The sequence below is a fragment of the Diaminobutyricibacter sp. McL0608 genome (assembly GCF_039613825.1).
Taxonomy (GTDB): Bacteria; Actinomycetota; Actinomycetes; order Actinomycetales; family Microbacteriaceae; genus Diaminobutyricibacter.
In genome coordinates, this window is sequence record NZ_CP154826.1 from 2,535,078 (window position 1) to 2,557,885 (window position 22,808).

At 68.2% G+C, this 22,808-nt stretch carries 22 protein-coding genes; 10 read left to right on the forward strand and 12 right to left on the reverse strand.

Annotated elements, in window-relative coordinates; all coding sequences use genetic code 11:
• Positions 1-56 precede the first annotated feature (56 nt).
• Complete coding sequence (locus AAYO93_RS12035; protein WP_345761423.1) at positions 57-524, forward strand: Lrp/AsnC family transcriptional regulator; 468 nt, start codon at positions 57-59, stop codon at positions 522-524.
• Positions 525-579: 55 nt separating this feature from the next.
• Here the strand turns inward: AAYO93_RS12035 and AAYO93_RS12040 are convergent, their stop codons facing one another.
• From AAYO93_RS12040 to AAYO93_RS12060, 5 genes are all read right to left on the reverse strand, one after another.
• Complete coding sequence (locus AAYO93_RS12040) at positions 580-2,871, reverse strand: polyribonucleotide nucleotidyltransferase (protein WP_345761424.1); 2,292 nt, start codon at positions 2,869-2,871, stop codon at positions 580-582.
• A 367-nt stretch (positions 2,872-3,238) separates the two neighbouring features.
• A complete protein-coding gene (locus AAYO93_RS12045) occupies positions 3,239-4,033 on the reverse strand; it encodes a fructosamine kinase family protein (protein WP_345761425.1) in 795 nt (264 codons plus the stop codon).
• A 91-nt stretch (positions 4,034-4,124) separates the two neighbouring features.
• Positions 4,125-4,754 carry an FMN reductase gene (locus AAYO93_RS12050; RefSeq protein ID WP_345764877.1) on the reverse strand — a complete coding sequence of 210 codons (630 nt, stop codon included), beginning with the start codon at positions 4,752-4,754 and terminating at the stop codon, positions 4,125-4,127.
• A 26-nt stretch (positions 4,755-4,780) separates the two neighbouring features.
• A complete protein-coding gene (locus AAYO93_RS12055; protein WP_345761426.1) occupies positions 4,781-5,923 on the reverse strand; it encodes an LLM class flavin-dependent oxidoreductase in 1,143 nt (380 codons plus the stop codon).
• Positions 5,924-5,985: 62 nt separating this feature from the next.
• Positions 5,986-6,441 (reverse strand): VanZ family protein, encoded by a 456-nt coding sequence (locus AAYO93_RS12060; protein ID WP_345764878.1) that lies wholly within the window; start codon positions 6,439-6,441, stop codon positions 5,986-5,988.
• 43 nt (positions 6,442-6,484) lie between these two features.
• On the opposite strand from AAYO93_RS12060, the gene AAYO93_RS12065 reads away from it, so the two are divergent.
• A complete protein-coding gene (locus AAYO93_RS12065) occupies positions 6,485-6,772 on the forward strand; it encodes an antibiotic biosynthesis monooxygenase family protein (protein ID WP_345761427.1) in 288 nt (95 codons plus the stop codon).
• Here the strand turns inward: AAYO93_RS12065 and AAYO93_RS12070 are convergent.
• Complete coding sequence (locus AAYO93_RS12070; RefSeq protein ID WP_345761428.1) at positions 6,769-8,226, reverse strand: HNH endonuclease signature motif containing protein; 1,458 nt, start codon at positions 8,224-8,226, stop codon at positions 6,769-6,771. The two genes, AAYO93_RS12065 and AAYO93_RS12070, sit on opposite strands and share 4 nt — an antisense overlap.
• A 71-nt stretch (positions 8,227-8,297) precedes the next feature.
• On the opposite strand from AAYO93_RS12070, the gene AAYO93_RS12075 reads away from it, so the two are divergent.
• Together AAYO93_RS12075 and AAYO93_RS12080 are read left to right on the forward strand one after the other, a co-directional pair.
• The gene (locus tag AAYO93_RS12075) at positions 8,298-9,527 is read left to right on the forward strand and encodes a low temperature requirement protein A (protein WP_345761429.1); all 1,230 of its coding nucleotides are present in this window, start codon (positions 8,298-8,300) and stop codon (positions 9,525-9,527) included.
• 12 nt (positions 9,528-9,539) lie between these two features.
• Positions 9,540-9,932, forward strand: coding sequence for a VOC family protein (locus tag AAYO93_RS12080; RefSeq protein ID WP_345761430.1), 393 nt, complete (start codon positions 9,540-9,542; stop codon positions 9,930-9,932).
• Between the two features lie 116 nt (positions 9,933-10,048).
• Here AAYO93_RS12080 and rpsO read toward each other — a convergent pair whose 3' ends face one another.
• From rpsO to AAYO93_RS12100, 4 genes are all read right to left on the reverse strand, one after another.
• The gene (rpsO, locus tag AAYO93_RS12085; RefSeq protein WP_163290947.1) at positions 10,049-10,318 is read right to left on the reverse strand and encodes a 30S ribosomal protein S15; all 270 of its coding nucleotides are present in this window, start codon (positions 10,316-10,318) and stop codon (positions 10,049-10,051) included.
• Positions 10,319-10,449: 131 nt separating this feature from the next.
• Positions 10,450-11,208: a hypothetical protein gene (locus tag AAYO93_RS12090; protein ID WP_345761431.1), complete on the reverse strand. Its 759-nt coding sequence runs from the start codon at positions 11,206-11,208 to the stop codon at positions 10,450-10,452.
• Positions 11,208-11,987 carry a VOC family protein gene (locus AAYO93_RS12095; RefSeq protein ID WP_345761432.1) on the reverse strand — a complete coding sequence of 260 codons (780 nt, stop codon included), beginning with the start codon at positions 11,985-11,987 and terminating at the stop codon, positions 11,208-11,210. Before AAYO93_RS12095 ends, AAYO93_RS12090 begins: the two co-directional genes overlap by 1 nt.
• Positions 11,988-12,062: 75 nt before the next feature.
• The gene (locus AAYO93_RS12100) at positions 12,063-13,505 is read right to left on the reverse strand and encodes a PLP-dependent aminotransferase family protein (protein WP_345761433.1); all 1,443 of its coding nucleotides are present in this window, start codon (positions 13,503-13,505) and stop codon (positions 12,063-12,065) included.
• An 82-nt stretch (positions 13,506-13,587) separates the two neighbouring features.
• Here AAYO93_RS12100 and AAYO93_RS12105 point away from each other — a divergent pair, with 82 nt between their 5' ends.
• The gene (locus tag AAYO93_RS12105; RefSeq protein ID WP_345761434.1) at positions 13,588-14,040 is read left to right on the forward strand and encodes a carboxymuconolactone decarboxylase family protein; all 453 of its coding nucleotides are present in this window, start codon (positions 13,588-13,590) and stop codon (positions 14,038-14,040) included.
• Positions 14,041-14,064: 24 nt separating this feature from the next.
• On the opposite strand, the gene AAYO93_RS12110 is transcribed toward AAYO93_RS12105, so the two are convergent.
• Positions 14,065-14,439, reverse strand: a complete 375-nt coding sequence (locus AAYO93_RS12110) for an FKBP-type peptidyl-prolyl cis-trans isomerase (RefSeq protein ID WP_345761435.1) — start codon at positions 14,437-14,439, stop codon at positions 14,065-14,067.
• A 261-nt stretch (positions 14,440-14,700) separates the two neighbouring features.
• Between AAYO93_RS12110 and AAYO93_RS12115 the strand changes: the two genes are divergently transcribed.
• From AAYO93_RS12115 to AAYO93_RS12125, 3 genes are all read left to right on the forward strand, one after another.
• Positions 14,701-15,951, forward strand: coding sequence for an ROK family transcriptional regulator (locus AAYO93_RS12115; protein WP_345761436.1), 1,251 nt, complete (start codon positions 14,701-14,703; stop codon positions 15,949-15,951).
• 132 nt (positions 15,952-16,083) lie between these two features.
• Positions 16,084-17,379: an MFS transporter gene (locus tag AAYO93_RS12120; RefSeq protein ID WP_345761437.1), complete on the forward strand. Its 1,296-nt coding sequence runs from the start codon at positions 16,084-16,086 to the stop codon at positions 17,377-17,379.
• An 11-nt stretch (positions 17,380-17,390) separates the two neighbouring features.
• Positions 17,391-18,878: a carboxylesterase/lipase family protein gene (locus tag AAYO93_RS12125; RefSeq protein WP_345761438.1), complete on the forward strand. Its 1,488-nt coding sequence runs from the start codon at positions 17,391-17,393 to the stop codon at positions 18,876-18,878.
• A 92-nt stretch (positions 18,879-18,970) separates the two neighbouring features.
• On the opposite strand, the gene AAYO93_RS12130 is transcribed toward AAYO93_RS12125, so the two are convergent.
• Positions 18,971-20,362, reverse strand: a complete 1,392-nt coding sequence (locus AAYO93_RS12130; protein ID WP_345761439.1) for an FAD-binding oxidoreductase — start codon at positions 20,360-20,362, stop codon at positions 18,971-18,973.
• Positions 20,363-20,438: 76 nt separating this feature from the next.
• Here AAYO93_RS12130 and AAYO93_RS12135 point away from each other — a divergent pair, with 76 nt between their 5' ends.
• On the forward strand, positions 20,439-21,947 hold the full coding sequence (locus AAYO93_RS12135; RefSeq protein ID WP_345761440.1) for an AlkA N-terminal domain-containing protein: 1,509 nt from the start codon (positions 20,439-20,441) through the stop codon (positions 21,945-21,947).
• Between the two features lie 37 nt (positions 21,948-21,984).
• Complete coding sequence (locus AAYO93_RS12140) at positions 21,985-22,752, forward strand: glycosyltransferase family 2 protein (RefSeq protein ID WP_345761441.1); 768 nt, start codon at positions 21,985-21,987, stop codon at positions 22,750-22,752.
• The last annotated feature ends 56 nt before the right edge of the window (positions 22,753-22,808 follow it).

A 22,808-nucleotide genomic window follows, 5' to 3' on the forward strand; every position in this document is an offset into this window, starting at 1 on the left:
CCTCATAGTGCACAATGCACTGTTCTGGCGTGTCGCGAACTGCTACATTTCGCACTATGCGCACCCTCGACAGCACCGATTTCCAGCTACTCATAGCTCTCAGCCGCGAACCGCGTGCAACGTATGTCTCCCTGGCCGACGAGCTCGGCCTCAGCCGTAACACGGTCCAGGCGCGGATGGCCCAGCTGGAGCGCTCGGGGGTGTTCCTCGCGTTCGATCGGCGCATCGATCCGGCCGCCGCGGGCTACCCGCTCACAGCCTTCATCACGGTGCACGTGCAGCAGCAGAAACTGGCACGAATCGTGCAGTCGCTGGCCGGGATCCCCGAGATCATCCAGGCGCACGGGCTGAGCGGGCCGAGCGACCTGCTGGTGCGCTGCGTGTGCCTCGACGCCGAAGACCTGTTCCGCATCAACGGCGCGATCCTGGCGTGCGACGGGGTCGAGCGCACCGAGACGGCCCTCGACATGGGCGAGCTGATCCCCTACCGCATCCGCCCCCTGCTCGAGCAGCGCCTGCGTTAAGCGACGGATGCCCGCCCCGGCGAACCGGGACGGGCATCCAATTTCGAGCGGATCGCTACGCGATCACGTCCGCGTCCTCGCCCTCGGCGGGAGCCGCCGGAGCGTCACTGGACGCCTCGTCGGCGAGCACCGGAGCGAGCGACAGCTTTCCGCGGTCGTCGATCTTGGTGATCTCGACCAGGATCTTCTGGCCGACGCCGAGCACGTCTTCGACGTTCTCGACACGCTTGCCACCCGCGAGCTTGCGCACCTCGGAGATGTGCAGCAGGCCGTCCTTGCCAGGCAGCAGCGAGACGAACGCACCGAACGCGGCGATCTTGACGACGGTTCCGAGGAACTGCTCGCCGACCTCCGGGTTGGTGGGGTTCGCGATCGCGTTCACCTGGGCGCGGGCCGCCTCGGCCGACGGACCGTCGACAGCGCCGATGTACACGGTGCCGTCTTCCTCGATCGAGATGTCGGCGCCGGTCTCGTCCTGGATCGCGTTGATCGTCTTGCCCTTCGGGCCGATCAGCTCACCGATCTTGTCGACGGGGATCTGGACCGAGATCACGCGCGGTGCGGTCGGGGCCATCTCGTCCGGCTGGTCGATGGCGGCGTTCAGCACGCTCAGGATGGTCGTACGAGCATCCTTGGCCTGCTTCAGCGCACCGGCGAGAACCGCGGAGGGGATGCCGTCGAGCTTCGTGTCCAGCTGGATGGCCGTGACGAACTCGCTGGTACCCGCGACCTTGAAGTCCATGTCGCCGAGGGCGTCTTCGGCGCCGAGGATGTCGGTGAGAGCCGCGTAACGGGTCTCACCGTCGACGGTGTCGGAGATGAGGCCCATGGCGATGCCGGCGACCGGGGCGCGCAGCGGCACACCGGCGTTCAGCAGCGACAGGGTCGACGCGCAGACGGAACCCATCGAGGTCGAGCCGTTGGAGCTGAGAGCCTCGGACACCTGGCGGATCGCGTACGGGAACTCCTCGCGGCTCGGCAGAACCGGCACGAGTGCGCGCTCGGCGAGGAAGCCGTGCCCGATCTCGCGACGCTTCGGCGAACCGACACGGCCGGTCTCACCGGTCGAGTACGGCGGGAAGTTGTAGTGGTGCAGGTAACGCTTCTTCGTCACCGGCGAGAGCGAGTCGATCTGCTGCTCCATCTTGAGCATGTTCAGCGTGGTGACGCCCAGGATCTGGGTCTCGCCGCGCTGGAAGATCGCCGAACCGTGGACGCGCGGGATGACCTGCACCTCGGCGTCGAGCGGACGGATGTCGGTCAGGCCACGGCCGTCGATGCGGATGCCCTCACGCAGCACTCTGCTGCGCATGACCACCTTCGACACCGACTTGTACGCCGCAGAGAACTGCGAGAGCACCTCGGCGTCGAGCACGCCGGCTTCGACCTTCTCGGTCAGCGCGACCTTCACGCGGTCCTTGAGGGCGTCGTCTGCGTTCTGACGCTCGATCTTGTCGGCGATCTGGTAGACGTTCACAAGCTCGTCGTAGGCGAGGCCGGCGACGTTGTCGTAGGTCTCCTGGGAGTACGGCAGGAAGACCGGGTACTCGGCGATGTCCTTCGCGGCCTGCTGGGCGAGTACGTTCTGCGCACCGACCAGCTGCTTGAGGAAGGGCTTCGCAGCCTCGAGGCCCTGGGCCACGACCTCTTCGTTGGGCTTGGTGGCGCCGCCCTGGATGAGGTTCCAGCTGCCTTCGGTCGCTTCGGCCTCCACCATCATGATGGCGACGTCTTCCGTGCCGTCGGGAGCGGTGATCACGCGACCGGCGACGACGATGTCGAAGACGGCCTCCTCGAGCTGCGAAGCCTTCGGGAACGCGATCCACTGGTCTTCAGCAGCACCGTTGCCGGGGATGAGCGCGAGGCGCACCGCACCGATCGGGCCGCTGAACGGCAGGCCGGAGATCTGGGTCGACATCGAGGCCGCGTTGATCGCGAGGGCGTCGTAGAACTCCTCCGGCGCGATGCTGAGGACGGTGATGACGATCTGGACCTCGTTGCGGAGGCCGTCGACGAACGACGGGCGCAGCGGCCGGTCGATGAGGCGGCAGACCAGGATCGCCTCGGTGGAGGGGCGACCCTCACGGCGGAAGAACGAGCCGGGGATCTTGCCTGCGGCGTAGGAACGCTCTTCGACATCCACCGTCAGCGGGAAGAAGTCGAAGTTGTCCTTGGGGTGCTTGCTCGCGCTGGTCGCGCTCAGCAGCATGGTCTCCTCGTCGAGGTACGCCGCGACGGCGCCCTGCGCCTGCTGGGCGAGACGGCCTGCTTCGAAGCGGACCGTGCGCGTGCCGAAGCGTCCGTTGTCGAGAACGGCTTCGGCGAATTTGATTTCTGGACCTTCCAAGAGGTCTTTCTCCTTTGTTCAGTACTACTGACCGCCCCGTATGGGCGGCGAGGCACGACCCCGTATGGGCGGCGTCTCGTTCATCGGAGCAGGGGGAACAGGCAGATCGACACGCGTGTCTACGTGTACGTGCGGCCTCCCACCCGGTCGGACGTCTCTCGACGTGAACCGCTCGGTGGGCGCGCGTCTGGCCATCAGTAGAAATACACGGTTGCGTTCGAGCGTCGGGTCGCATCCGGATACCACCACCGAGGACCAGCTTCCTGCCAGCCTGCTCCGTTGGTGCTCTGTCTTCAGTTGTCGGCGACGGGAAATATCCACGTCAACCGCAAGAATCCTAGCAGGTGAGCTTGTACGCCGGCTGGATTCAGCGCGGGAGCGCGAGCGTCGCGAGCGCGGCATCGTGCAGGGCGCGACCGTACGACGGCCCGTAGGAGGCCGCGTGGACGGCGAGCGGATGCAGCTGGTGCAGAGGGATGCGCTCCTTCCAGAACCACGGGAGAGGCTTCGTCCGATCCCACGCCGCCGCCTCGTAGCCGGCCACGATCTCGTCGAAGTACGGACACCCGAACAGGGCGAGCATCGCCAGATCGGTCACGCGATGACCGCCGTGGGCGGCCGGGTCGATCAGGATGCCGCCGGCCACATCCCAGAGCAGGTTGCCGTTCCACAGGTCACCGTGGATGCGCGCCGGCTGCTCGTCGTCGTCCAGTTCGCCGGACTCGATGCGTTCGACCGCGCGCTCGATGTCCGGCAGGTGATCGCGACTGACGGCGCCCGATTCGACGGCGATCGGCAGGTACGGCAGGATGCGGTCCCGAGCGTAGAAGAGGCCCCAGGAGTCCTCGTGCGCGACAGGCAGCGGTCGCTTGCCGATGTAGAGAGGGCCGCGCCAGTGTTCAGGCGGCGCGCCGTAGGTATCCGCACCGGCCAGGTGGGTGATCGCGAGGCCGGCGCCGAGTGCTCGCGCCGCTTGCGCCGTCGGACGGACTTCGTGGATGCGGACCAGCTCGAGAAAGCCGGGCCTCACATCGATCACATCGACGATCCGCGCCCCCCCGTCGGCCTCGACCTCGCCCAGCCAGCGCAGGCCCGCAGCCTCGGCTTCGAAGAACAGATCGGGCGCATCCGGGCGCCGTTTCACGAACGTTGCGACGGCCATCCGCCGAATCTACTCGGCCCGGAACCGGCGAAAGGTGACAGAAGTGGTTCATTCGTCGACCGAATGCCACTTCTGGCACCTCTCGCGTGGATCACTCGGCCTGGAAGCCGCCGATCATCGAGCTGAAGTCGCCTTCGAGGGCGAAGGGATCCTTGATCAGGCTCGACCGGTCGGACGTGGCGACGAGAGCGGCGAATTCGCCGGCCGCTCGCTCGACGCGGTCGGGAAGCGCCTTCACGGTGTCGGCTCCGCTTCCCCAGTCGGCGGACGCCGCGTAGACCGAGGTCGGTACGACGGTGGCGTGCAGATAGGTGAACATCGGGCGCATCGCGTATTCGAGTGCCAGCGAGTGCCGTTCGGTTCCACCGGTCGCACCGAGCACGACAGGCATCCCCTCGAGCGCGGTCGGATCGATCACGTCGAAGAACGACTTGAACAGCCCGCTGTAGCTGGTGGTGAAGATCGGCGTGACAGCGATCAGGCCGTCGGCCGTCGTGACCTTCTCGATGACCTCGGCGAGCGACGGGCTCGGGAAGCCGGCCAGCAGGTTGTTCGTCACGTCGCGTGCGATATCACGCAGTTCGGTGACCTCGACCTTTGCGCTGATGCCCTGCTCCGCCAGACGGCTGACCGTCGCGTCCGCGAGGCGGTCGGCGAGCAGTCGGGTGGACGACGGCTGGCTCAGCCCGGCCGAGACGACCGCGATCGTGCGTTCGGTCATCGCCCGTTCGGTCATCGCCCGTTCGGTCATCGCTGCACCTCCGCGGTCTCGGTCGCGTCGGCATCAGCGACGGCGAGGTCTTCGGCGAGCTCGGCGGCGTCGCGCGCAGCCACGAGGGCCTCGTGCGTCGGACCGTCGGGTACGTTCGCCGGGCGGAGGGCGTCGAACTCCTTGCGGAGCACCGGCACGACCTCCTCGCCGAGGATGTCGAGCTGCTCGAGCACCGTCTTCAGCGGGAGTCCCGCGTGGTCCATCAGGAACAGCTGGCGCTGGTAGTCGCCGAAGGAGTCGCGGAACGTCAGCGTGCGGTCGATGACCTCCTGCGGGCTGCCGACCGTGAGAGGCGTCTGCTCCGTGAACTCCTCGAGCGAAGGACCGTGACCGTAGACGGGCGCGTTGTCGAAGTACGGTCGGAACTCGCGGACCGCGTCCTGCGAGTTCTTGCGCATGAACACCTGACCGCCGAGGCCGACGATCGCCTGGTCGGCCGTGCCGTGGCCGTAGTGCTCGAAGCGCTGGCGGTACAGCTGGATCAGGCGCATGTAGTGCTCCTTGGGCCAGAAGATGTTGTTCGCGAAGAACCCGTCACCGTAGAACGCGGCCTGCTCGGCGATCTCCGGGCTGCGGATACTGCCGTGCCAGACGAACGGGGCTACGCCGTCGAGTGGGCGCGGCGTCGACTGGAAGCCCTGAAGCGGCGTGCGGAACTCGCCTTCCCAGTCCACGAAGTCCTCACGCCAGAGCCGGTGCACCAGGTTGTAGTTCTCGAGGGCCAGGTTGATGCCCTGGCGGATGTCCTTGCCGAACCACGGATAGACCGGACCGGTGTTGCCGCGGCCCATCATCACATCCACCCGGCCGTCGGCCACGTGCTGCAGCATCGCGAAGTCTTCAGCGATCTTGACCGGGTCGTTGGTCGTGATCAGAGTCGTGGAGGTCGACAGGATGATCCGGTCGGTCTTCGCCGCGACGTATCCGAGCATGGTCGTCGGGCTGGACGGAACGAACGGCGGGTTGTGGTGCTCGCCTTGCGCGAACACGTCGAGGCCGACCTCTTCCGCCTTCTGGGCGATGGTCAGCATGGCCTTGATGCGCTCGTGTTCCGTGGGCGTCTGGCCGGTGGTCGGGTCCGTTGTGACGTCGCCGACGGTGAAGATTCCGAACTGCATTCTGCCTGCTCCAATTCAATGCGTTTGCATGGATATCTCACCAAACCATAGTGCCGGACTTTCTATTCCCGGGCTCGGGCCGCCCGGATCACGCGCACGACTGCAACGCCGATAGCCGCTCCAGCCGTGTTGGCGACGATGTCCCGCAGGTCGCTGAAGCGGCCCGGGATGAACAGCTGCGCCGTCTCGATGGTCACCGTCATCCCGAAGCCGATCAGCACAGCGACCCACCAGCGCCGCGGTGGCAGAAGCAGTGCCAGGAGTACTCCGACAGGGATGAACATGCCGATGTTCGCCGTGAACTCGAGATGCGAGTACCCGAGCCAGTGGAACAGCGGACTGGCGAGGATCAGCCGGATGAGCTGCTGCTCGAAGCTGTTCGGATCGGGGATCGCCGGCTGCGGGGTCAGCGTCACCCAGCCGACGAATGCGACGTACGCAGCCGTCGCAACGGCGAGCGCGATTCTGCCTCTGCGCGCGCGAGGGGCTCCCGACCGCACACTCACTTCTCGCGACATCGTCACCCGACCATCGTCGCGTATCTCTCCTAGACTGCGGAACATGATCCTCGAACACGCGTTGCTCCCGGTGAAGCCGGGGCAGGAGACGGCGTTCGAGGCCGCCTTCGCGACGGCACGGGGGATCATCTCGTCCACGCCGGGCTTCATCGATCTTGAACTGTCGCGGGGCATCGATTCGCCGAACACCTACCTGCTCCTCGTGCGATGGGAGAACGTCGAGGCTCACGAGGTCGGGTTTCGCGAGTCGCCGCAATACGAGCAGTGGCGGGGACTTCTTCACCACTTCTACGACCCGTTCCCGGTCGTGGAACACTTCGCGCGCGTCTAGCATCGTCGCGTCGGCATCGGGCGGGTTCGCCGCAGGGAGTCGATGTCGGGCGGCGGGATGAGGTCGAACTCGCCCCGGCCGCGGCTCCTCACCACCGACCAGCCGTTGTTGTGCAACAACATGTGGTGGTGTCGGCACAGCAGGATGCCGTCGGCGAGATCTGTGCGGCCTCCGGCGGACCAGGGCCGGATGTGATGAGCTTCCGTCCACGATGGCGGGCGATCGCAGCCCGGCCAGCGGCATCCGCCATCGCGAGCCGCGAGCGCGACCCGCTGGGATCGTGTGAAGCAGCGCTCGGTGCGGCCGACGTCGAGAATCTCGCTGCGGCCGCCGAACACGATCGGCAGCACGCCCACGTCGCAGAGGTAGCGTCGCGCTGTCGCCGCGCTCAGCGGCTCAGCCGATGACTCGACGTGCGCTGAACCGCCGCCGGCAGCCGACACCTCGGCGCGCAGCTCGTCCAGGGAAATCGTGACCCGGACGCCCGGCCGCGCAGTGCCGAAGACGCGACCCGGGTCCGCCTCACCGGCGATGCGGATCATCTCGACGACGGAGTCGAGAGCGAGCTGGCCGTGGGTCCGCTCGTCCTCGGCGATTGCCCGAGCCCTTTCCTGCTGCTCCGGGTCGACGAATCTCGGGCCCCCACGACGTGGCGCCGTCACCGCGTCGACCGCCGAGACGACGATCGCCGCGGACTCTGGATCGAGAAGACCCGACAGTCGCCGCATTCCATCGATCTCGGGACCGATGGTCAGGAACCGCCTCTCTCGCAGGCGATGCTCGCGCTCCGCGATGCCTGCCCGGTCGAGCGTGTCGCGGGCGGCTTTCGCCATGCGCGTCACAGCATCGGCATGCAATGACTCGGACTCGAGCGCAAGCGTCTTGGCAGCCGAAACGAATGCCACCGCATCGGCCTGCTCGGCGACCGGCGCGAGCGCCTTGACGATTCCGTCGGCCGCATCCATATCGATGCGGCCGTCGCGGAAACCATCTGCGATCCGCCCGAGACCCGCAGGCGAGGCCATCAACTCGCCGACGCGCACGAGCGTCGCGGCCTCGCGGTAACTCGAACCGCAGAGCTCGCGCACAAGCGACTCGGCGCTGCGGTGCCCTTCGCGCGCCGCCCACCCACTGTGGCCGTCGACCCTGCGTGACCGCGCCGCCGCCTCCGCGGCCAATGCCGCTTTCACGGCGTCGATACGCCGCCCGAGCGAAGCGGCGGTCTCGAGTCGCAGACGCAACTCCGCCTCTGTCAAAACTGTCGGATCACCCACCAGCTCGCGCAGCAGGTCCGCGATCACGGCCCCTGCATCGCGCGCCCCCGCATCCCGAGCACCCGCGTCGCGCACCCCCGCGTCTCGCGCACTGGGTCGGTCATCCGTCATGAATCCATCCAAACAGATGCCACCGATATAGGGCGCTGACCAGCACTTAAACTGTGGATAACTCGGCACTACCCCACACCTGTGAAGGAGAGGACGTCCGAGCTCCGCCCACCGACCCGGCGTGGCCCTAGTCTGTCTGCATGACGACGCCAACCGAGCCCGCGCGCGGCCGGCGGTTCCCGGGCATCCGCACGCGCATGTCCGGTCGCTCCGCAGACGAGGCCCATCGCGCCTCGAGCCCGCTCGAACTGTTGTTCGACCTGACGTTCGTCGTCGCGGTCGCCCAGGTCGCGTCCCAGCTCGCCCACCGCATCGAGGGCGGAGATGCCGCCAGCGGCATCGGCCCCTACCTCATGGTGTTCTTCGCCATCTGGTGGGCGTGGATGAACTTCACCTGGTTCGCGTCGGCCTACGACACCGACGATGTGCCGTACCGGCTGCTGACGCTGGTGCAGATGGGGGGCGTGCTGGTGCTCGCGGCGGGCGTCCCGAGTGCGTTCGCCGACGGGAACTTCACCGCGATCACCATCGGCTACCTCATCATGCGCATCGGACTGGTGAGCCAGTGGGTGCGCGCGGCGATCGAGCATCCAGAAGGACGCGTGACCGCGCTGCGGTATGCGATCGGGATCTCGGTCGTGCAGGTCGGCTGGCTCTCGCGTCTCGCCTTCCCACCCGAGTGGGGAGTCTGGAGCTTCCTCGTTCTCGCGGCCGCCGACCTGTCCGTCCCGCTCTGGGCGGAGCGCACCGGCAAGACTTCGTGGCATCCGCACCACATCGCCGAGCGTTACGGACTGTTCACGATCATCGTGCTCGGAGAGTCCGTCGCCTCAGCGACGATCGGGGTACAGCAGGGCCTCGACCACAGCGGGCTGACGGTGCCGCTCGTGACGATCGCAGCATCCGGACTCATCCTGCTGTTCGCGCTGTGGTGGCTGTACTTCCTCGAGCCCGCCGGCGACGGACTCGAAGCGCACCGCAGGCTGTCTTATTTCTGGGGTTACGGTCACTACTTCGTGTTCGCGTCGCTCGCAGCCGTCGGGGCGGGCCTCGAGGTCGCGGTCGAACGGGGCGCCGGCGGGATTGAAACGCCGGATGCGGTGGTCGAGTACGCGATCGCGATCCCCGTCGCCGTCTTCCTCGTGATGCTGTGGGTGCTTCACGCCCGACTGGTGGTCCAGCTGGTGATCCGCCCTGTCGCCATCGTCGTCGCCGCAGGACTCGTGCTCCTCCTCCCCCTTGCATCCCCGGCAATCGGGCTCGAGGGCACCGTGGTCGGCATCGCAGTGGTTGCGGCCGCCCTCACCGGCGTGACTATCGTGGATCGAGCGTACGCAGCGTCACGTGAACCGACACCGGAAGAGAGCTGAACAATGCCAACGATGATCTTCGTCAACCTCCCCGTCTCAGACCTCGAGCGATCGAAGGCGTTCTATTCGGCCCTCGGGTTCGACATCAACCAGCAGTTCACCGACGACAAGGCGGCCTGCATCGTCATCAGCGACACCATCTTCGCGATGATCGTGACGAAGCCCTATTTCGAGACGTTCAGCCAGAAGAGCACTGCGGACACGTCGACGAGCGTCGCGGCGATCAACGCCCTGTCACGCGACAGCAAAGAGGATGTGGATGCGATCGCCGACAAGGCGCTGACCTCCGGAGGCATCCAGACCAACGACCCGCAGGACCTCGGGTTCATGTACAGCCGCAGCTTCCAGGACCCGGACGGCAACATGTGGGAAGCGCTCTGGATGGACCCCGGTCACCTCGAGTAACGCATCCGCATCCAGCGAGCACAGACGACGAACGGGCCGCCACCCGGAGGTGACGGCCCGTTCGCAAGAAGTTCGCGGTGTCGAACGATGAGCTGCCGCGAGGACTCCCGCAGAAGTTATCGACGGAGGCCGAGACGCTCGATCAGCGAGCGGTAACGGTTGATGTCGATGTCTGCGAGGTAGCCCAGCAGGCGGCGACGCTGGCCGACAAGGAGAAGCAGGCCACGACGCGAGTGGTGGTCGTGCTTGTGCTCCTTGAGGTGCTCGGTGAGGTCCTTGATCCGCTTGGTCAGGATCGCAACCTGAACCTCGGGGGATCCGGTGTCACCGGGGTGGGTCGCGTACTCTTCGATGATCGCCTTCTTGACATCGGCTTCAAGTGCCATAGATGGGATCCCCTTTCTCTCGTTGCGCGGTGCCCGGGGCAGGATGCCTGGGCTCTCTTTCTCCGCGGCCGTTCAGACGGCAACCGAGTCAGTTTACCAGACCGCGACAGGCCGCCGGTCCCTGGGAGGGCCTACGCGGCGGCGTCACGTGCCCGGTCGACGAGCCGGTACGTCAGGGCGATGAACCCGAAGACGTAGGCGACGACGACAGGGATGGTCGCGAGCGGGATCAGGCGGGCGCCCGAATTCGGATTGACGAGGAAGAGCAGGGCTGTCACCCCACCGACCACGAGCAGGAAACCGCCCAGCGCGAAGGCGATCCAGCGACCCAGCTCCTCGGTCAGCAGGATGACCCGGCCGCGATCGAGACGTCTCAGTGTGTATGCGCTTCGCGAGGCGCGATAGGAGTCGGCGTCGCGGTAGGCGTCCGCTACGTGAGCGAAGTACCAGATGCCGATCGCGAGGATGGCGATGGTGGCGCCCGCGGCCCAGGCATAAGCGCCGAGCCCCGACCCGAGCCCGATGGTGAGCTGCGCAGCCACGGTCCAGGCGAGGGCGACCCCGACAAGCCCGTACAGGAACGCCGCCCACCGAAGCTTGAGACCGAGGTCTGCGACGATCTCGTCGTCGGCGGCGAGGAGCGGGTCGTTGACGAGCTGGCTCGGCGTGTATTCAACGGGCCGCGTATCCGCCGTCTCGAGAAGTGCCTCCTCCAGCACCTCGGCCGGGTCGGCATCCATGCGGTCCGCCCCGATCATCGTGATGTCGACGACGGTGTCGAGGACGACCGTGTCATCGTCGGATGTGTCCGGATCGCCGAACCCGGATGGCAAGGGCGGCGTTTCACCAGTGCCTGCATCGTCGGCGCGCTGCTGGCGCCGGGTCACCATCAGGCGGCCTCGTGTTCGGGTTCGAGCAGGGCGAACGCCCCTCCGAACGGGTCGACGACGACCGCCCAGCGCCCCACTCCGGATGCCGACATCGGAAGCGAGAGGGCCGAACCGCCGAGGCCGGCGAGTCGCTCGAGCGACGCATCGAGGTCGGCGACCTGGAAATAGGCGAGCCAGTGGCTCGGGGTGTCCGGGGAGGCCGGAGCCATGGCGCCAGCGACATTCGCATCGCCGACGTCGAGCAGCGTGTAGACGCCCTCGTTCAGCGGCATCTGGCTGACGCCCACCATGAGCACGTTCTCGTAGAACGACAGGGAATCCTCATAGCCCGTCGCGACGAGCTCCAGCCAGTCCACTGCGCCGGGCTCGTTCCGGAGCCAGGGAGATCCCTTCTCCTGCTGCCACAGCCCGAACACCGCACCCGTCGGGTCGGCGACGATCGCGAGGAAGACGCCGCGTGCGAGCTCGCCGGGCGGCACGAGCACCTGGCCGCCCTGGTCGGTCGCGGCGGCCGCGGCGCGCTCGATATCGTCAGTGACGAAGTAGGTGGTCCAGGTCGAGCGACCGCCGGCCTCGGCGATCATCTGCGGCAGGGGCCCGATCGCGGTGACGGGGGTGCCGCCCAGCGTGGCCACGGCGTAGCCGCCCATCTCTGCGGTCGCCTCCGCGACGTCCCAGCCGAAGAGGTCACGATAGAAGGCGGCAGCACCTTCCGGGTCCGAGCTCTGCAGATCGACCCACACCGGGGTCCCTTGAGGAAACGTGTCGATGACCGGCATGGCACACACCTTACGCCCGGCCTTTGCTCCGCGAACAGGGTCGATGTGCCCCATCCCGACTCCGGTGGCGTCGCTTCAGGACAGGGTGCCAGCCCGCGCGACCGCTCCGGCGAGGAGGCGCAGGCCGTCGCCGACGTCCTCGGGAGCGACACTTCCGAAGCCGAGGATGAGCCCCGGCTGCGCTTCATCGGCGCAGAATGTGGAAAGCGCCTGCACCGAGACCCCGACCGACGCCGCGAGCGCGACGACGCGCTCTGCGGCGAAGTCCGTGTCGGCTGGCCGGATGCAGAGGTGTAGCCCCGCGATCGACGGCACGACCCGGAAGGCGTCGCCGAACTCCGCGGCGACCTCGCTGATGATCTGCTGTTGTCTCGCACCGTATTCGCGGGTCGCGCGGCGGACGTGACGGGCGAAGTGACCACCGTCGATGAAGCGCGCCATCGCCGCCTGGTTCAGGTAGTCGGCCGACCAGTCGGTGAGGCGTTTCGCGCTTCGCAGGGCACCCCGGAGCGGCTCGGGCGCGACGAGGAAACCGAGACGCAGAGCGGGAAGCATCGTCTTCGAGAATGTGCCGACGTAGATCACCCGGCCATCGCGATCGAGGCTCTGCAGCGGGTCGAGGGGCCGGTCCGCGAACCGGTATTCGGTGTCGTAGTCGTCTTCGACGATGGCCGCGCCGCTGCGTCCGGCCCACTCGAGAAGCGCCACGCGCCTGTCGAACGACATCACGGCACCGAGCGGGAACTGGTGGGACGGCGTGACGTAGACCAGGCGAGCAGTGGCGGGAAGGGCATCCACCACCAGGCCGTGGTCGTCGACGGGCACCCCGACGACCACGGCACCGAGGGACTCGAACAACTGGCGGACCGGAGGATAGCCGGGCTCCTCCACCGCCACGACGTCCCCGGGTTCCACGAGCACGCGGCCGATCAGGTCGAACGCCTGTTGCGCGCCGCTGGTGACGAGTACGTCGTCGGGCGCGGCATCCACCGAGCGGGCGACCCCGATGTGGCGGGCGATCGCCGCACGCAGGCGCGCGAGACCCGCGGGGTCCCCGTATCCGCCGGCGTCGAGGATTCCCTTGCGGAGTTCGCCGGCGACGAACCGGCGCCACTGCTCGAGGGGGAACAGCCCGGGGTCGGGTGTGCCGACGCTGAAGTCGTACGCGATGGGTACGGGCTCGGTCCAGAGCGGGTCCGGGAGGTCCTGCCAGAGCGAGCGCGGATGCAGGGCCGAGCTGACGGGCGCCCGACGGCCGCCTGCCCGATGCGGTCCAGGAGTCGGGGCGGCGACGAAGGTGCCGGAGCCGACGCGGCTGACCAGGTAGCCCTCGGCGGCGAGCCGCTCATATGCGACGGCCACGGTGTTCCGCGAGACCGCGAGCCGGCCGGCCAGGTCGCGTGAGGGCGGCAGCCGCTCGCCTCGGCGCAGGCGACCATCGTGGATGGCATCCCGCAGTTGGCGGTAGATGCGATCCGATCGGTCGCCGCGACCTTCGATCCGTACGTGCACATCCATCGGGATCGCCCTCCGATTGGCCCAATGAGAACCGCCTGAATTGGATCTTACAATGGACCGCTTACGGAACTAGCGTCGAGGTATGACAGAACGAATCGACATCTCCAGTATCACTCCAGAGGGCTACCGCAAGGTCATCAACCTGGACGGCTACGCCGGCCAGAACGTCGAGAACCCCCTGCGCGACCTGGTCAACCTGCGCGCATCCCAGTTGAACGGATGCACGTTCTGCGTCGACATGCACTCGGTCGACCTGCAGGCAGCGGGCGTGCCGCTGCGCAAGATCTTCTCCGTCATCACCTGGCGCGAATCCGCGTGGTTCACCGCCCGCGAGAAGATCGCACTCGAACTGACCGAGGAGATCACCCGCATCCAGGGCGGCGTCCCCGACGAGCTGTGGGACAGGGCGCACGCCGAGTTCGGCGAACGCGGCCTCGCCGACCTGGTGCTCGCCATCAGCACGATCAACGTCTGGAACCGCATCGCCATCTCGACGCGGATGCTCCCGCCGGAACTCGAGCCGGCTCTCAGCTGACGCCGAGACCGGGAGGTCGAGCGATCAGCTGACGCCGAGGAGGTCGATCACGAAGATCAGCGTCTTGCCGCTCAGCGGGTGACCGCCGCCGGCCGCGCCGTAGGCGAGCTGGGGCGGCACCGTCAGCTTGCGGCGGCCGCCGACCTTCATTCCCGGGATGCCTTCCTGCCACCCGCGGATGAGGTTGTTCAGCGGGAAGTTGATCGACTGCCCCCGGCTCCAGGACGAATCGAACTCCTCGCCGGAGTCGAATTCCACCCCGAGGTAGTGAACATCGACCTTGGCTCCGGGGGTCGCTTCCGCGCCGTCCCCGATGACGATGTCCACGATCTCCAGGGCCTCGGGCGCGGGGCCCTCCGGGGCGTCGACTTCGGGCTTCTCAAACTTCGAATCAGTCATGGGTCCATCCAACCGTGCCCTGCGCGGCCGCGTCAAAGCTGTCCGCTTGTCGCGTATTCGCAGGGATGTCCGAAATCCGCTCTTGCAATCGGAGGAGCCTCGCGCCACCCTAGGTACAGATCAACTCATCGTTCGGGAGAGTCGCAGGCATCGCCGCACCGCCGGGCGATGAGTCTTTTAACCAGCGGGTTGCAGCTCACGGGTCGCAGCCGACTGCCGCCGCCAGACGGTCGCCGCGCGATCCTGTGAGATTCTGACCTGGTGAACACCGATTCCGCCCTCCCGCGCCGAGCTGCGGGCAGTCTGGTCAGCAGCGACGTGCGCACGCACAACCTCGCGCTCGTGATGCGCACGATCGCGGAGAGCGGCCCGAGTGCGCGCAGCGACCTCGCGACCGCGACAGGCCTCACCCGGGGCTCCATCACCGCCCTGGTGGGAGCATTGTCCGACGCCGGGCTGGTGCGTGAATCTGTCAGCGTGCCCGGTGAAGGTTCCGGCCGCCCCAAGACTCTCATCGGAATCGCCGCCGACCGGCTCGCGCTCGTCGCCGTTCAGATCGATGCCGACCTGGTCACCGTCGTCGTGCACGACCTCGCCGGAAGGGTGCTCGACCGCGCGGCGACCCACCACGGGCGCCCGATGGGCGACCCTGACACGATCCTCGATCTCGCGGCGGAACGCCTCCGCGCCGCCTTTGAGCGCATCGCCGACGCCGGCCGCCGTATCGCGGGCCTGACTGTGATCGTATTCGCGCCGGTGGGCGGCGATCCGCGCGTCGTCGTCGCGGACACCGACCTGGGCTGGGGCAGGGTCGACGTGCTCGCGGGCCTGGAAGCCCGCATCCCGGGTTTCCCTGCTGACGCGACGCTGACGGCGGATGCGCCCCTCGCGGCCCTCGCCGAACGCCGGCTCCTCGGCGATGTCGACGACGTGCTCTATCTCAAGAGCAACAGCGGCATCGGCGGAGCGATCATCTCGAATGGTCAACTGGTCGAGGGCGCCAACGCGATCGCCGGATCCGTCGGCCACATCGCGATCGACCACGACGGCGCACGGTGCGAGTGCGGCCAGCGGGGATGCCTCGTGACCGTTGCAGGTCCCGATGTCGTGCTCGGTCGCGCGGGGCTCGGACCGCTTCTGGCGTCGTCCGGGCTCACGGCAGCCCTGGACGAGCTCGTCGCCCGGGTGCGCGCTGAGGAACCGGATGCTGCAGCCGCGTTCGCAGACGCGGCCGATTGGATCGCGCGGGCCGTCGCCATCCTGCGGATGACGGTCGATCCGCAGGTCGTGGTTCTCGGTGGGTACTGGGCGGACCTCGCCGACCTCATCGCGGACGCCGCGATCCCTCGCCTCCAGCTCGCCGCGGATCCGTCACTGCGCGACTCGGAGACGGCCCGGTCCCTCCGGGTGGTCGCCGGATCCCTGGGTGGCGACGCCGCGCTCACGGGGGCGTTCTGGCAGTTGCGCGACGATCTGCTCGCCGATCCGCTGGCGCTCGTCGACCTGGCGTAGCAGTCGGTCATGACGTTTTAGTTCAACGCTTGAATTATTCGCGAGAAGGCTACATACTCGATACCTAGCGGCGCACGGTTTTGCGCTGACTCGGCCCTCGCAGCCGCAACCCACTCAACGACGAGGAGTGTTGTGTCCACGCATTCACCCGAATTCGACGCCGTCGAATCCGCCCCAGCAGCAGACGCCACCGCCCCCGAGGCCCCCACCTCGCCCCCGGCCACCCGCCGGCTCCTGCCATCGCTCGGCATCGCATCCCTGGTGCTGTTCGCAACGTACGCCGGCCTCATCTCGGTGCTCCTGCCGATCCAGGTCACGGCGATCGACGCCGCCCACAAGATTCCCAACCTCGCCATCGTGACGACCGTGTCGTTCGTCTTCACCCTGTTCGCCCAACCGATCGTCGGCGCGTTCAGCGACCGGACCCGAAGCCGCCTCGGCCGCCGCGCACCCTGGATGATCATCGGCGCTGCGGTCGCCGCCATCTTCCTGGTCGGGCTCGGCAGTCTGAGCTCGATCCTCTGGATCACCGTCTTCTGGGTGATCATCCAGGTCGCGCTCAATGCGCTGCAGGGCCCGCTGAGCGCGATCACCCCCGACCGCTTCCCGCGCAGCCGCCGAGGCATCGCCTCCGCGATGATCGGCCTCGGCACGATGGTCGGCGGAACGGTCGGCGTGATCGTCGCCTCGCAGCTGGCGCGCAACGTCGGCATCGGTTACACCGTCTTCGGTGCGGCAGTGCTGATCGTCACCCTGCTGTTCGTCGTGCTCAACCGTGACTTCTCCAGCAAGAACGTCGTGCACCCGCCGTTCAGATGGAAAGCGTTCGCCGCAGGCTTCTGGATCAATCCACGCAAGAACCCCGACTTCGCGTGGGCGTTCGCAGCGCGCTTCCTGTTCATCCTCGGCTACTTCGTGACGGTGACCTACCAGCTGTTCATCCTCACCGACTACATCAAGCTGCCCTTGGCCCAGGCGACCGGCACGATCGCGCTCCTGAGCATCGCATCGCTCGTGACCACGATCATCTCGATCTCGGTCGCCGGCTGGCTCAGCGACAAGCTGGGGCGCCGCAAGGTCTTCATCTACGTAGCGACCGTGCTGATGATCATCGGCCTTGCTGCGCCGCTGGTCATGCCGACCGTGACGGGGATGTTCATCATGAGCGCCGTCAACGGTCTCGGCTTCGGCCTGTACATGGCATGCGACACGGCCCTCATGACCGAGGTGCTCCCGGGCGGCGGCGTCGCAGCGGGCAAGGATCTCGGCATCCTGAACGTCGCGACCAACATCCCGCAGGCGCTGAGCCCGGTCATCGCCGCGATCCTGATCGGATCGCTCGGCGGTTACCCGGCGCTCTTCGTCTTCGCCATGATCGCCGTCGCGCTCGCGGCGCTCGTGCTCATTCCCATCAAGAGCGTTCGATAGGAGACGAGACCATGTCAGACGCTCGAATCGACGTCACCACCACAGCGGGTGTCGTCCGAGGCATCCAGCGAGACGGGTCGGCCGCCTTCCTCGGCATCCCGTTCGCCGAGCCGCCCGTCGGCGACCTGCGCTTCGCCGCGCCTGTCGCGCACCGCCGCTGGAACGGCGTGCTCGACGCCACACGCTACGGTGCGACCCCTCAGCGCAAAGCCCTCGCCGAGATCACCCTCATTCCCGAGCCGTCCATCGCCGGGACCTCGACGCTCAACGTGAACGTGTTCACTCCTGCGCCCGGACGGACGGATGCCGCACTCCCCGTGCTGGTCTGGATCCACGGGGGCGGCTTCGTCGCCGGTTCCCCGGCCAGCCCCTGGTACGACGGAGCGGCCTTCAGCCGCGACGGCATCGTCACGGTGTCCGTGTCGTACCGACTGGGCTTCGACGGTTTCGGCTGGATCGAGGATGCGCCCCACAACCGCGGGATCCGCGACTGGATCCTGGCCCTTGAATGGGTGCGCGACAACATCGCCCGGTTCGGCGGCGACCCCCGGCGGGTGACGATCGCCGGACAGTCCGCCGGAGGCGGGGCGGTGCTGTCGCTCCTCGCTGTGCCGTCCGCATCAGCTCTGTTCCACCGGGTCATCTCGATCTCCGGGGCCACCTCGGACCTGCCGCTGGCAGCATCCGAGGACGCCGGGCGCGCGCTCGCGGCCGCCGGAGGAGTGCTGCCGACCCGTACCGGGTTGAGCACGCTCGACGAGAAGGAGATCCTGCGGTTGCAGGCCGCCGTCGCCCCGATGGGCGGCGACTCCTCGGGTGATCCGCTCGACGGTATCGTCGCTCTCGCCGCCGGCGGACTCATCTGGGGGCCGGTCGTCGACGGCGACCTGCTGCCCGAACCGGTCGCGGTCGCGATCGCCAACGGCGTCGGGGCGGACAAGCAGCTGGTGCTGGGCGCGACGGACAACGAATTCAACATGGCCCTGGCCCCCGGCGCCGCGCCGCTCGAGGCGGTCGACCCGGCCCTCGTGCTCGGACGGATGGGTCTCCCCGAGGAGACGGTCGCCGGATACATCGCGATGCACGACACGCTCGGGACCGCAGGTGTCCTCGGCCAGTTCGTCACCGACCGGATGTTCCGCGCACCCGCCCTCGCGATCGCGAGGGAACGCATCCGCCACGACGCACCCACCTGGCTGTACCGCTTTGCCTGGCCGTCCCCGACGATGGGCGGAGCCTGCCACTGCCTGGACGTGCCGTTCTTCTTCGACAGCCTCGCTGCCGACCGGGTCGATGTGATCGCAGGGAGCGCACCGCCGCAGGAGCTTGCAGACACGGTGCATGGCGCGGCAGTGCAGTTCATTGCGACCGGCGACCCCGGCTGGACGGCCTTCGACGACGCCGACGAGTCCGCCCGCGTCTTCGACCTGCCGAGCGAGGATGTCGCTCACGGCTACGCGGATGCGGCGGCGCTGCTGCCGGTCGACGAGCGAGCCTGACAGAAGAGGTGCGGACCACGGGGCTGTCCGGGTCCGGCCGACACGGGAGCGGGCACATCGTTGGGGGTGTGCCCGCTCCCGATCTCAGTCGATCAGCCGAACACCTTGCCGGGGTTCATGATGCCGAGCGGGTCGAAGACGCCTTTCAGCTTCACCTGGAGCTCGTAGACGTCGTCGCCCAGCTCGTCCGCAAGCCACCGGCGCTTGAGCAGCCCGACACCGTGCTCGCCGGTCAGGGTTCCGCCCAGTTCGATCGCCGTTCGGAACAGCTCGCCCGCAGCATCCCAGACGCGGTCGGGAACGTCGTCCCCCTCGTACGTGAAATTGGGGTGCAGGTTGCCGTCGCCGGCGTGCGCGACCGTCGGGATGGCGACGTCGTACTTGTCACTGATCGCGCGGATCGCCTCGAACATCTGCGGCATGCGCGAACGCGGGACGGAGACATCCTCGATCAGCACATTCCCGTGCGCTTCGAGGGCCGAATGGAACGCACGGCGGATGGCCAGCAGCCGTTCGCCCTCGGCCGCGTCCGTCGAGACCCGCACGGTGCCTCCGGATGCGCGGATCAGCTCGGATGCGGCAGCCGCATCCGTCGCGGAGGCCAGGCCGTCGAACTGCACCAGAAGAAAGGCTGCTCCCCCGGACGCTCCCATCGCCGCCTCGATCGTCTCCGCGCCCAGATGGGCCGCGATGCTTTCGAGCGAGGGGCCGTCGAGCAGTTCCATCACGGCGGGCCGGAGCCGGGATGCTGTCACCCGGGCGGATGCGGCTGCCGCGCGGCCCACATCCGGGAACAGCGCACCGATCGTCGTGACGCCGCCCACCGGAAGCGGGAGGACCCGGACGGTCGCGTCCACGATCACGCCCAGCGCGCCCTCCGAACCGACGAAAAGAGCCGTGAGGTCGAAGCCGGTCACGCCCTTCACCGTGCGATGGCCCGTGCGGATCAGGCGCCCGTCGGGGAGGACGACCGACAATCCGAGGACGGCTTCGCGGGTCACCCCGTACTTCGCGCACAGCAGGCCGCCGGCGTTCGTAGCGATGTTGCCGCCGACCGAGGAGATCGCCTTGCTCGCCGGATCGGGTGCGAACCAGAGTCCGTGCGGACGGAGCGCGGTGTTCAGGTCGGCGTTGATCACTCCGGGCTCCACGACCGCGAGTTCGTCCTCCGGACTGATCTCGAGGATGCGGTCCATGCCCGCCACGCTCAGCACGATCGCACCGTCGGTGCCGTTCGCCCCGCCCGCGAGTCCCGTGCCGGCGCCCCGGGGGACCACCGGGATGCGGAACTCGGTGGCAGCCTGCATCGTCGCCTGCACATCGGCGACCGATCGGGCCTTCACGAGGGCGAGCGGCCTGCCCGGGGAGACCCAGCCGGACCGATCGGTGCGCAGCGCATCCAGTTCTGCCGGGTCTGTATTGAGGACGCCCGCAGCGGTGGCCTCCGGGCCGAGTGCCGCTGCAAGCCAGCTGATCGCATCCATGCGTGCCAGACTAGCCGCGTGCGGTCAGGTCCGATTTCCGCTACCAAACGTCGGTGGCGAGTGTCAGGCTGGAGAGATGAACGCGCCCCGACCGGAAGCACCGCTCACCGACCCCGTCTTCGCCGAGCGCTATCGGGCGATGTCGTCGCGGGACGCACGGTTCGACGGCCAGTTCATCACGGGGGTCCACACCACCGGAATCTACTGCCGGCCCAGTTGCCCTGCCGTGACACCCAAACCCGGCAACGTCACGTTCTATCTGACCGCGGCGGCCGCCCACGAGGCCGGCCTCCGCGCCTGCAAACGCTGCCTGCCCGATGCGGTGCCCGGCTCCCCCGAATGGAACATCCGCGATGACCTGGCAGCACGTGCCATGCGCCTCATCGCCGACGGCACCGTCGAACGCGAAGGCGTGCCGGGCCTCGCCCGTCGCCTCGGCTACACGCCCCGGCACGTCGGACGCGTGTTGGCCAGTGAGCTTGGCGCCGGCCCGCTCGCCCTCGCCCGCGCCCACCGGGCCCAGACCGCTCGCCTCCTGCTCGCCGGGACCGAACTCTCCATCACGGATGTGGCCTTCGCGGCGGGGTTCACGAGCGTCCGGCAGTTCAACGAGACCATGGCCGACATCTATCGCACCACGCCCGGGGCGATCCGGGCTGCGACGAAAGGGCGACCGGACCGTCCTGCACGCGCGCACCCGCACGCCGGCCAGGCAGCATCCCTCAGCCTGCGCCTGCCCGCCCGGGCGCCCTTCGACGGCGCCGCCCTCTTCTCGTTCCTGGCGGCTCGCGCCGTGCCGACGGCCGAAGCCGGGGACGCCACCACATATTCGCGCGCCATCGCGCTGCCGCACGGGCCGGCGGTCGTCACCCTCACGCTCGACGGAACCGCCACGAGCCCACACGTCAACTGCGAGGCGCACCTCGCGGACGTCGCCGACCTCGCCCCGCTCGTCGCACGTGTGCGACGGCTTCTCGACCTGGATGCGGACGCCGTCGCGATCGACGAGGCGCTCGCCTCCGATCCGGCACTGGCCGCCAGCGTGCGAGACGCCCCAGGCAGGCGCGTGCCCGGAAGCATCGACGCGGAAGAGATCCTCTTCCGAGCGCTCATCGGACAACAGGTGTCGGTGGCCGGTGCGCGTACAGCGCTCGCCCGGCTGACCGAAGCGCTCGGAACCCCGATCGAGGCAGCGCCGTTCACTCGGCTCTTCCCGACCGCGCAACAGATCGCGGAAGGCGGTCGTGACGTGCTCCGGGGCCCCACCCGGCGTGTCGAGACGATCCTCGCGACCGCCGAGGCGCTGGCCGACGGACGCCTCGTCATCGACGTCGGCGAGTCGCGCGAGGAACTCGAGGCGCGACTGACCGCGCTGCCCGGGATCGGGCCCTGGACGGCCGGATACGTGGCCATGCGGGTGCTGGGGAGCCCGGACATCCTGCTCACCAGCGATCTCGTCATCCGGCAGGGCGCAGCACGCCTGGGGCTCCCCGATGGTCCCCGCGAACTGGCCGAACGCGGGGCCCGGTGGGCTCCCTGGCGCAGCTACGCCGGAATGCACTTGTGGCGGGCGGCCCAGGCGTAGGATCGAAATCGAAGCCGGGACGGAGGAGGACGCGCACGTGCCTTCGATCACTGTGGTGATTCCGGCTCTGAACGACTCCGTCATGCTGGCGAGATGCCTGGCCGACCTTCAGGTCCAGTTGCGTCCCGCGGACGAGATCATCGTCGTCGACAACGGCAGCACGGACGACACGGCTGCGGTCGCCCGCGCCGGCGGCGCCCGCGTGCTCGAGCAGCCCGTGCGCGGCATCTGGCCGGCGACCTCGACCGGCTACGACGGCGCGACGGGCGACCTGATCGCACGACTCGACGCGGACTCACGGCCACCCGCGGACTGGCTGCTTCACATCGAGGCGGAGTTCATCGACTCCCCCGAGATCTCCGTCCTCACCGGGCCAGGCGTGTTCTACGACGGCAACCCCCTGGTCGCGGGCCTCGGGCAGTGGCTCTACATCGGAGGGTTCTTCTGGTCCATGTCGGTCTGGCTGGGCCAGCCCCCCGTCTTCGGGTCGAACTTCGCCATGCGGCGGGAAGTCTGGCAGCGCGTACGCGGACGGGTGCACCGTGACCTGCGCGAGATCCACGACGACCTCGACCTGAGCATCCACCTCGACCCCGACCAGGTCGTCCGGCTCGACGAACGGCTCACGGTCGGGATCTCGTCGCGCCCGTTCGCGACGTGGCGCGGACTGGGACGACGCCTCAGCTGGGCGTATTCCACTCTGCGCATGCACCTGCCGGAGGAGTCCCCGTGGCGGCGGCGCGCGGCCAGGCGCCGCTGGGAAGAAGAGCACGCCGAACAGGAACTCCCCGGCGCCATCGCCTGAGCCCCGCCCTGCTGCTCGCCCCATGCTCGCTCGCGAGAACAGAGTTGTTCCCGTTA

What these genes read in the sequence shown, in the direction of transcription:
- AAYO93_RS12035 (WP_345761423.1), top strand. Translation starts at nt 57, where the DNA reads ATGCGCACCCTCGACAGCACCGATTTCCAGCTACTCATAGCTCTCAGC.
- AAYO93_RS12045 (WP_345761425.1), bottom strand. Translation starts at nt 4,033, where the DNA reads ATGGCCGTCGCAACGTTCGTGAAACGGCGCCCGGATGCGCCCGATCTG.
- AAYO93_RS12050 (WP_345764877.1), bottom strand. Translation starts at nt 4,754, where the DNA reads ATGACCGAACGCACGATCGCGGTCGTCTCGGCCGGGCTGAGCCAGCCG.
- AAYO93_RS12055 (WP_345761426.1), bottom strand. Translation starts at nt 5,923, where the DNA reads ATGCAGTTCGGAATCTTCACCGTCGGCGACGTCACAACGGACCCGACC.
- AAYO93_RS12060 (WP_345764878.1), bottom strand. Translation starts at nt 6,441, where the DNA reads ATGTCGCGAGAAGTGAGTGTGCGGTCGGGAGCCCCTCGCGCGCGCAGA.
- AAYO93_RS12065 (WP_345761427.1), top strand. Translation starts at nt 6,485, where the DNA reads ATGATCCTCGAACACGCGTTGCTCCCGGTGAAGCCGGGGCAGGAGACG.
- AAYO93_RS12075 (WP_345761429.1), top strand. Translation starts at nt 8,298, where the DNA reads ATGACGACGCCAACCGAGCCCGCGCGCGGCCGGCGGTTCCCGGGCATC.
- AAYO93_RS12080 (WP_345761430.1), top strand. Translation starts at nt 9,540, where the DNA reads ATGATCTTCGTCAACCTCCCCGTCTCAGACCTCGAGCGATCGAAGGCG.
- rpsO (WP_163290947.1), bottom strand. Translation starts at nt 10,318, where the DNA reads ATGGCACTTGAAGCCGATGTCAAGAAGGCGATCATCGAAGAGTACGCG.
- AAYO93_RS12090 (WP_345761431.1), bottom strand. Translation starts at nt 11,208, where the DNA reads ATGGTGACCCGGCGCCAGCAGCGCGCCGACGATGCAGGCACTGGTGAA.
- AAYO93_RS12095 (WP_345761432.1), bottom strand. Translation starts at nt 11,987, where the DNA reads ATGCCGGTCATCGACACGTTTCCTCAAGGGACCCCGGTGTGGGTCGAT.
- AAYO93_RS12100 (WP_345761433.1), bottom strand. Translation starts at nt 13,505, where the DNA reads ATGGATGTGCACGTACGGATCGAAGGTCGCGGCGACCGATCGGATCGC.
- AAYO93_RS12105 (WP_345761434.1), top strand. Translation starts at nt 13,588, where the DNA reads ATGACAGAACGAATCGACATCTCCAGTATCACTCCAGAGGGCTACCGC.
- AAYO93_RS12110 (WP_345761435.1), bottom strand. Translation starts at nt 14,439, where the DNA reads ATGACTGATTCGAAGTTTGAGAAGCCCGAAGTCGACGCCCCGGAGGGC.
- AAYO93_RS12125 (WP_345761438.1), top strand. Translation starts at nt 17,391, where the DNA reads ATGTCAGACGCTCGAATCGACGTCACCACCACAGCGGGTGTCGTCCGA.
- AAYO93_RS12130 (WP_345761439.1), bottom strand. Translation starts at nt 20,362, where the DNA reads ATGGATGCGATCAGCTGGCTTGCAGCGGCACTCGGCCCGGAGGCCACC.
- AAYO93_RS12135 (WP_345761440.1), top strand. Translation starts at nt 20,439, where the DNA reads ATGAACGCGCCCCGACCGGAAGCACCGCTCACCGACCCCGTCTTCGCC.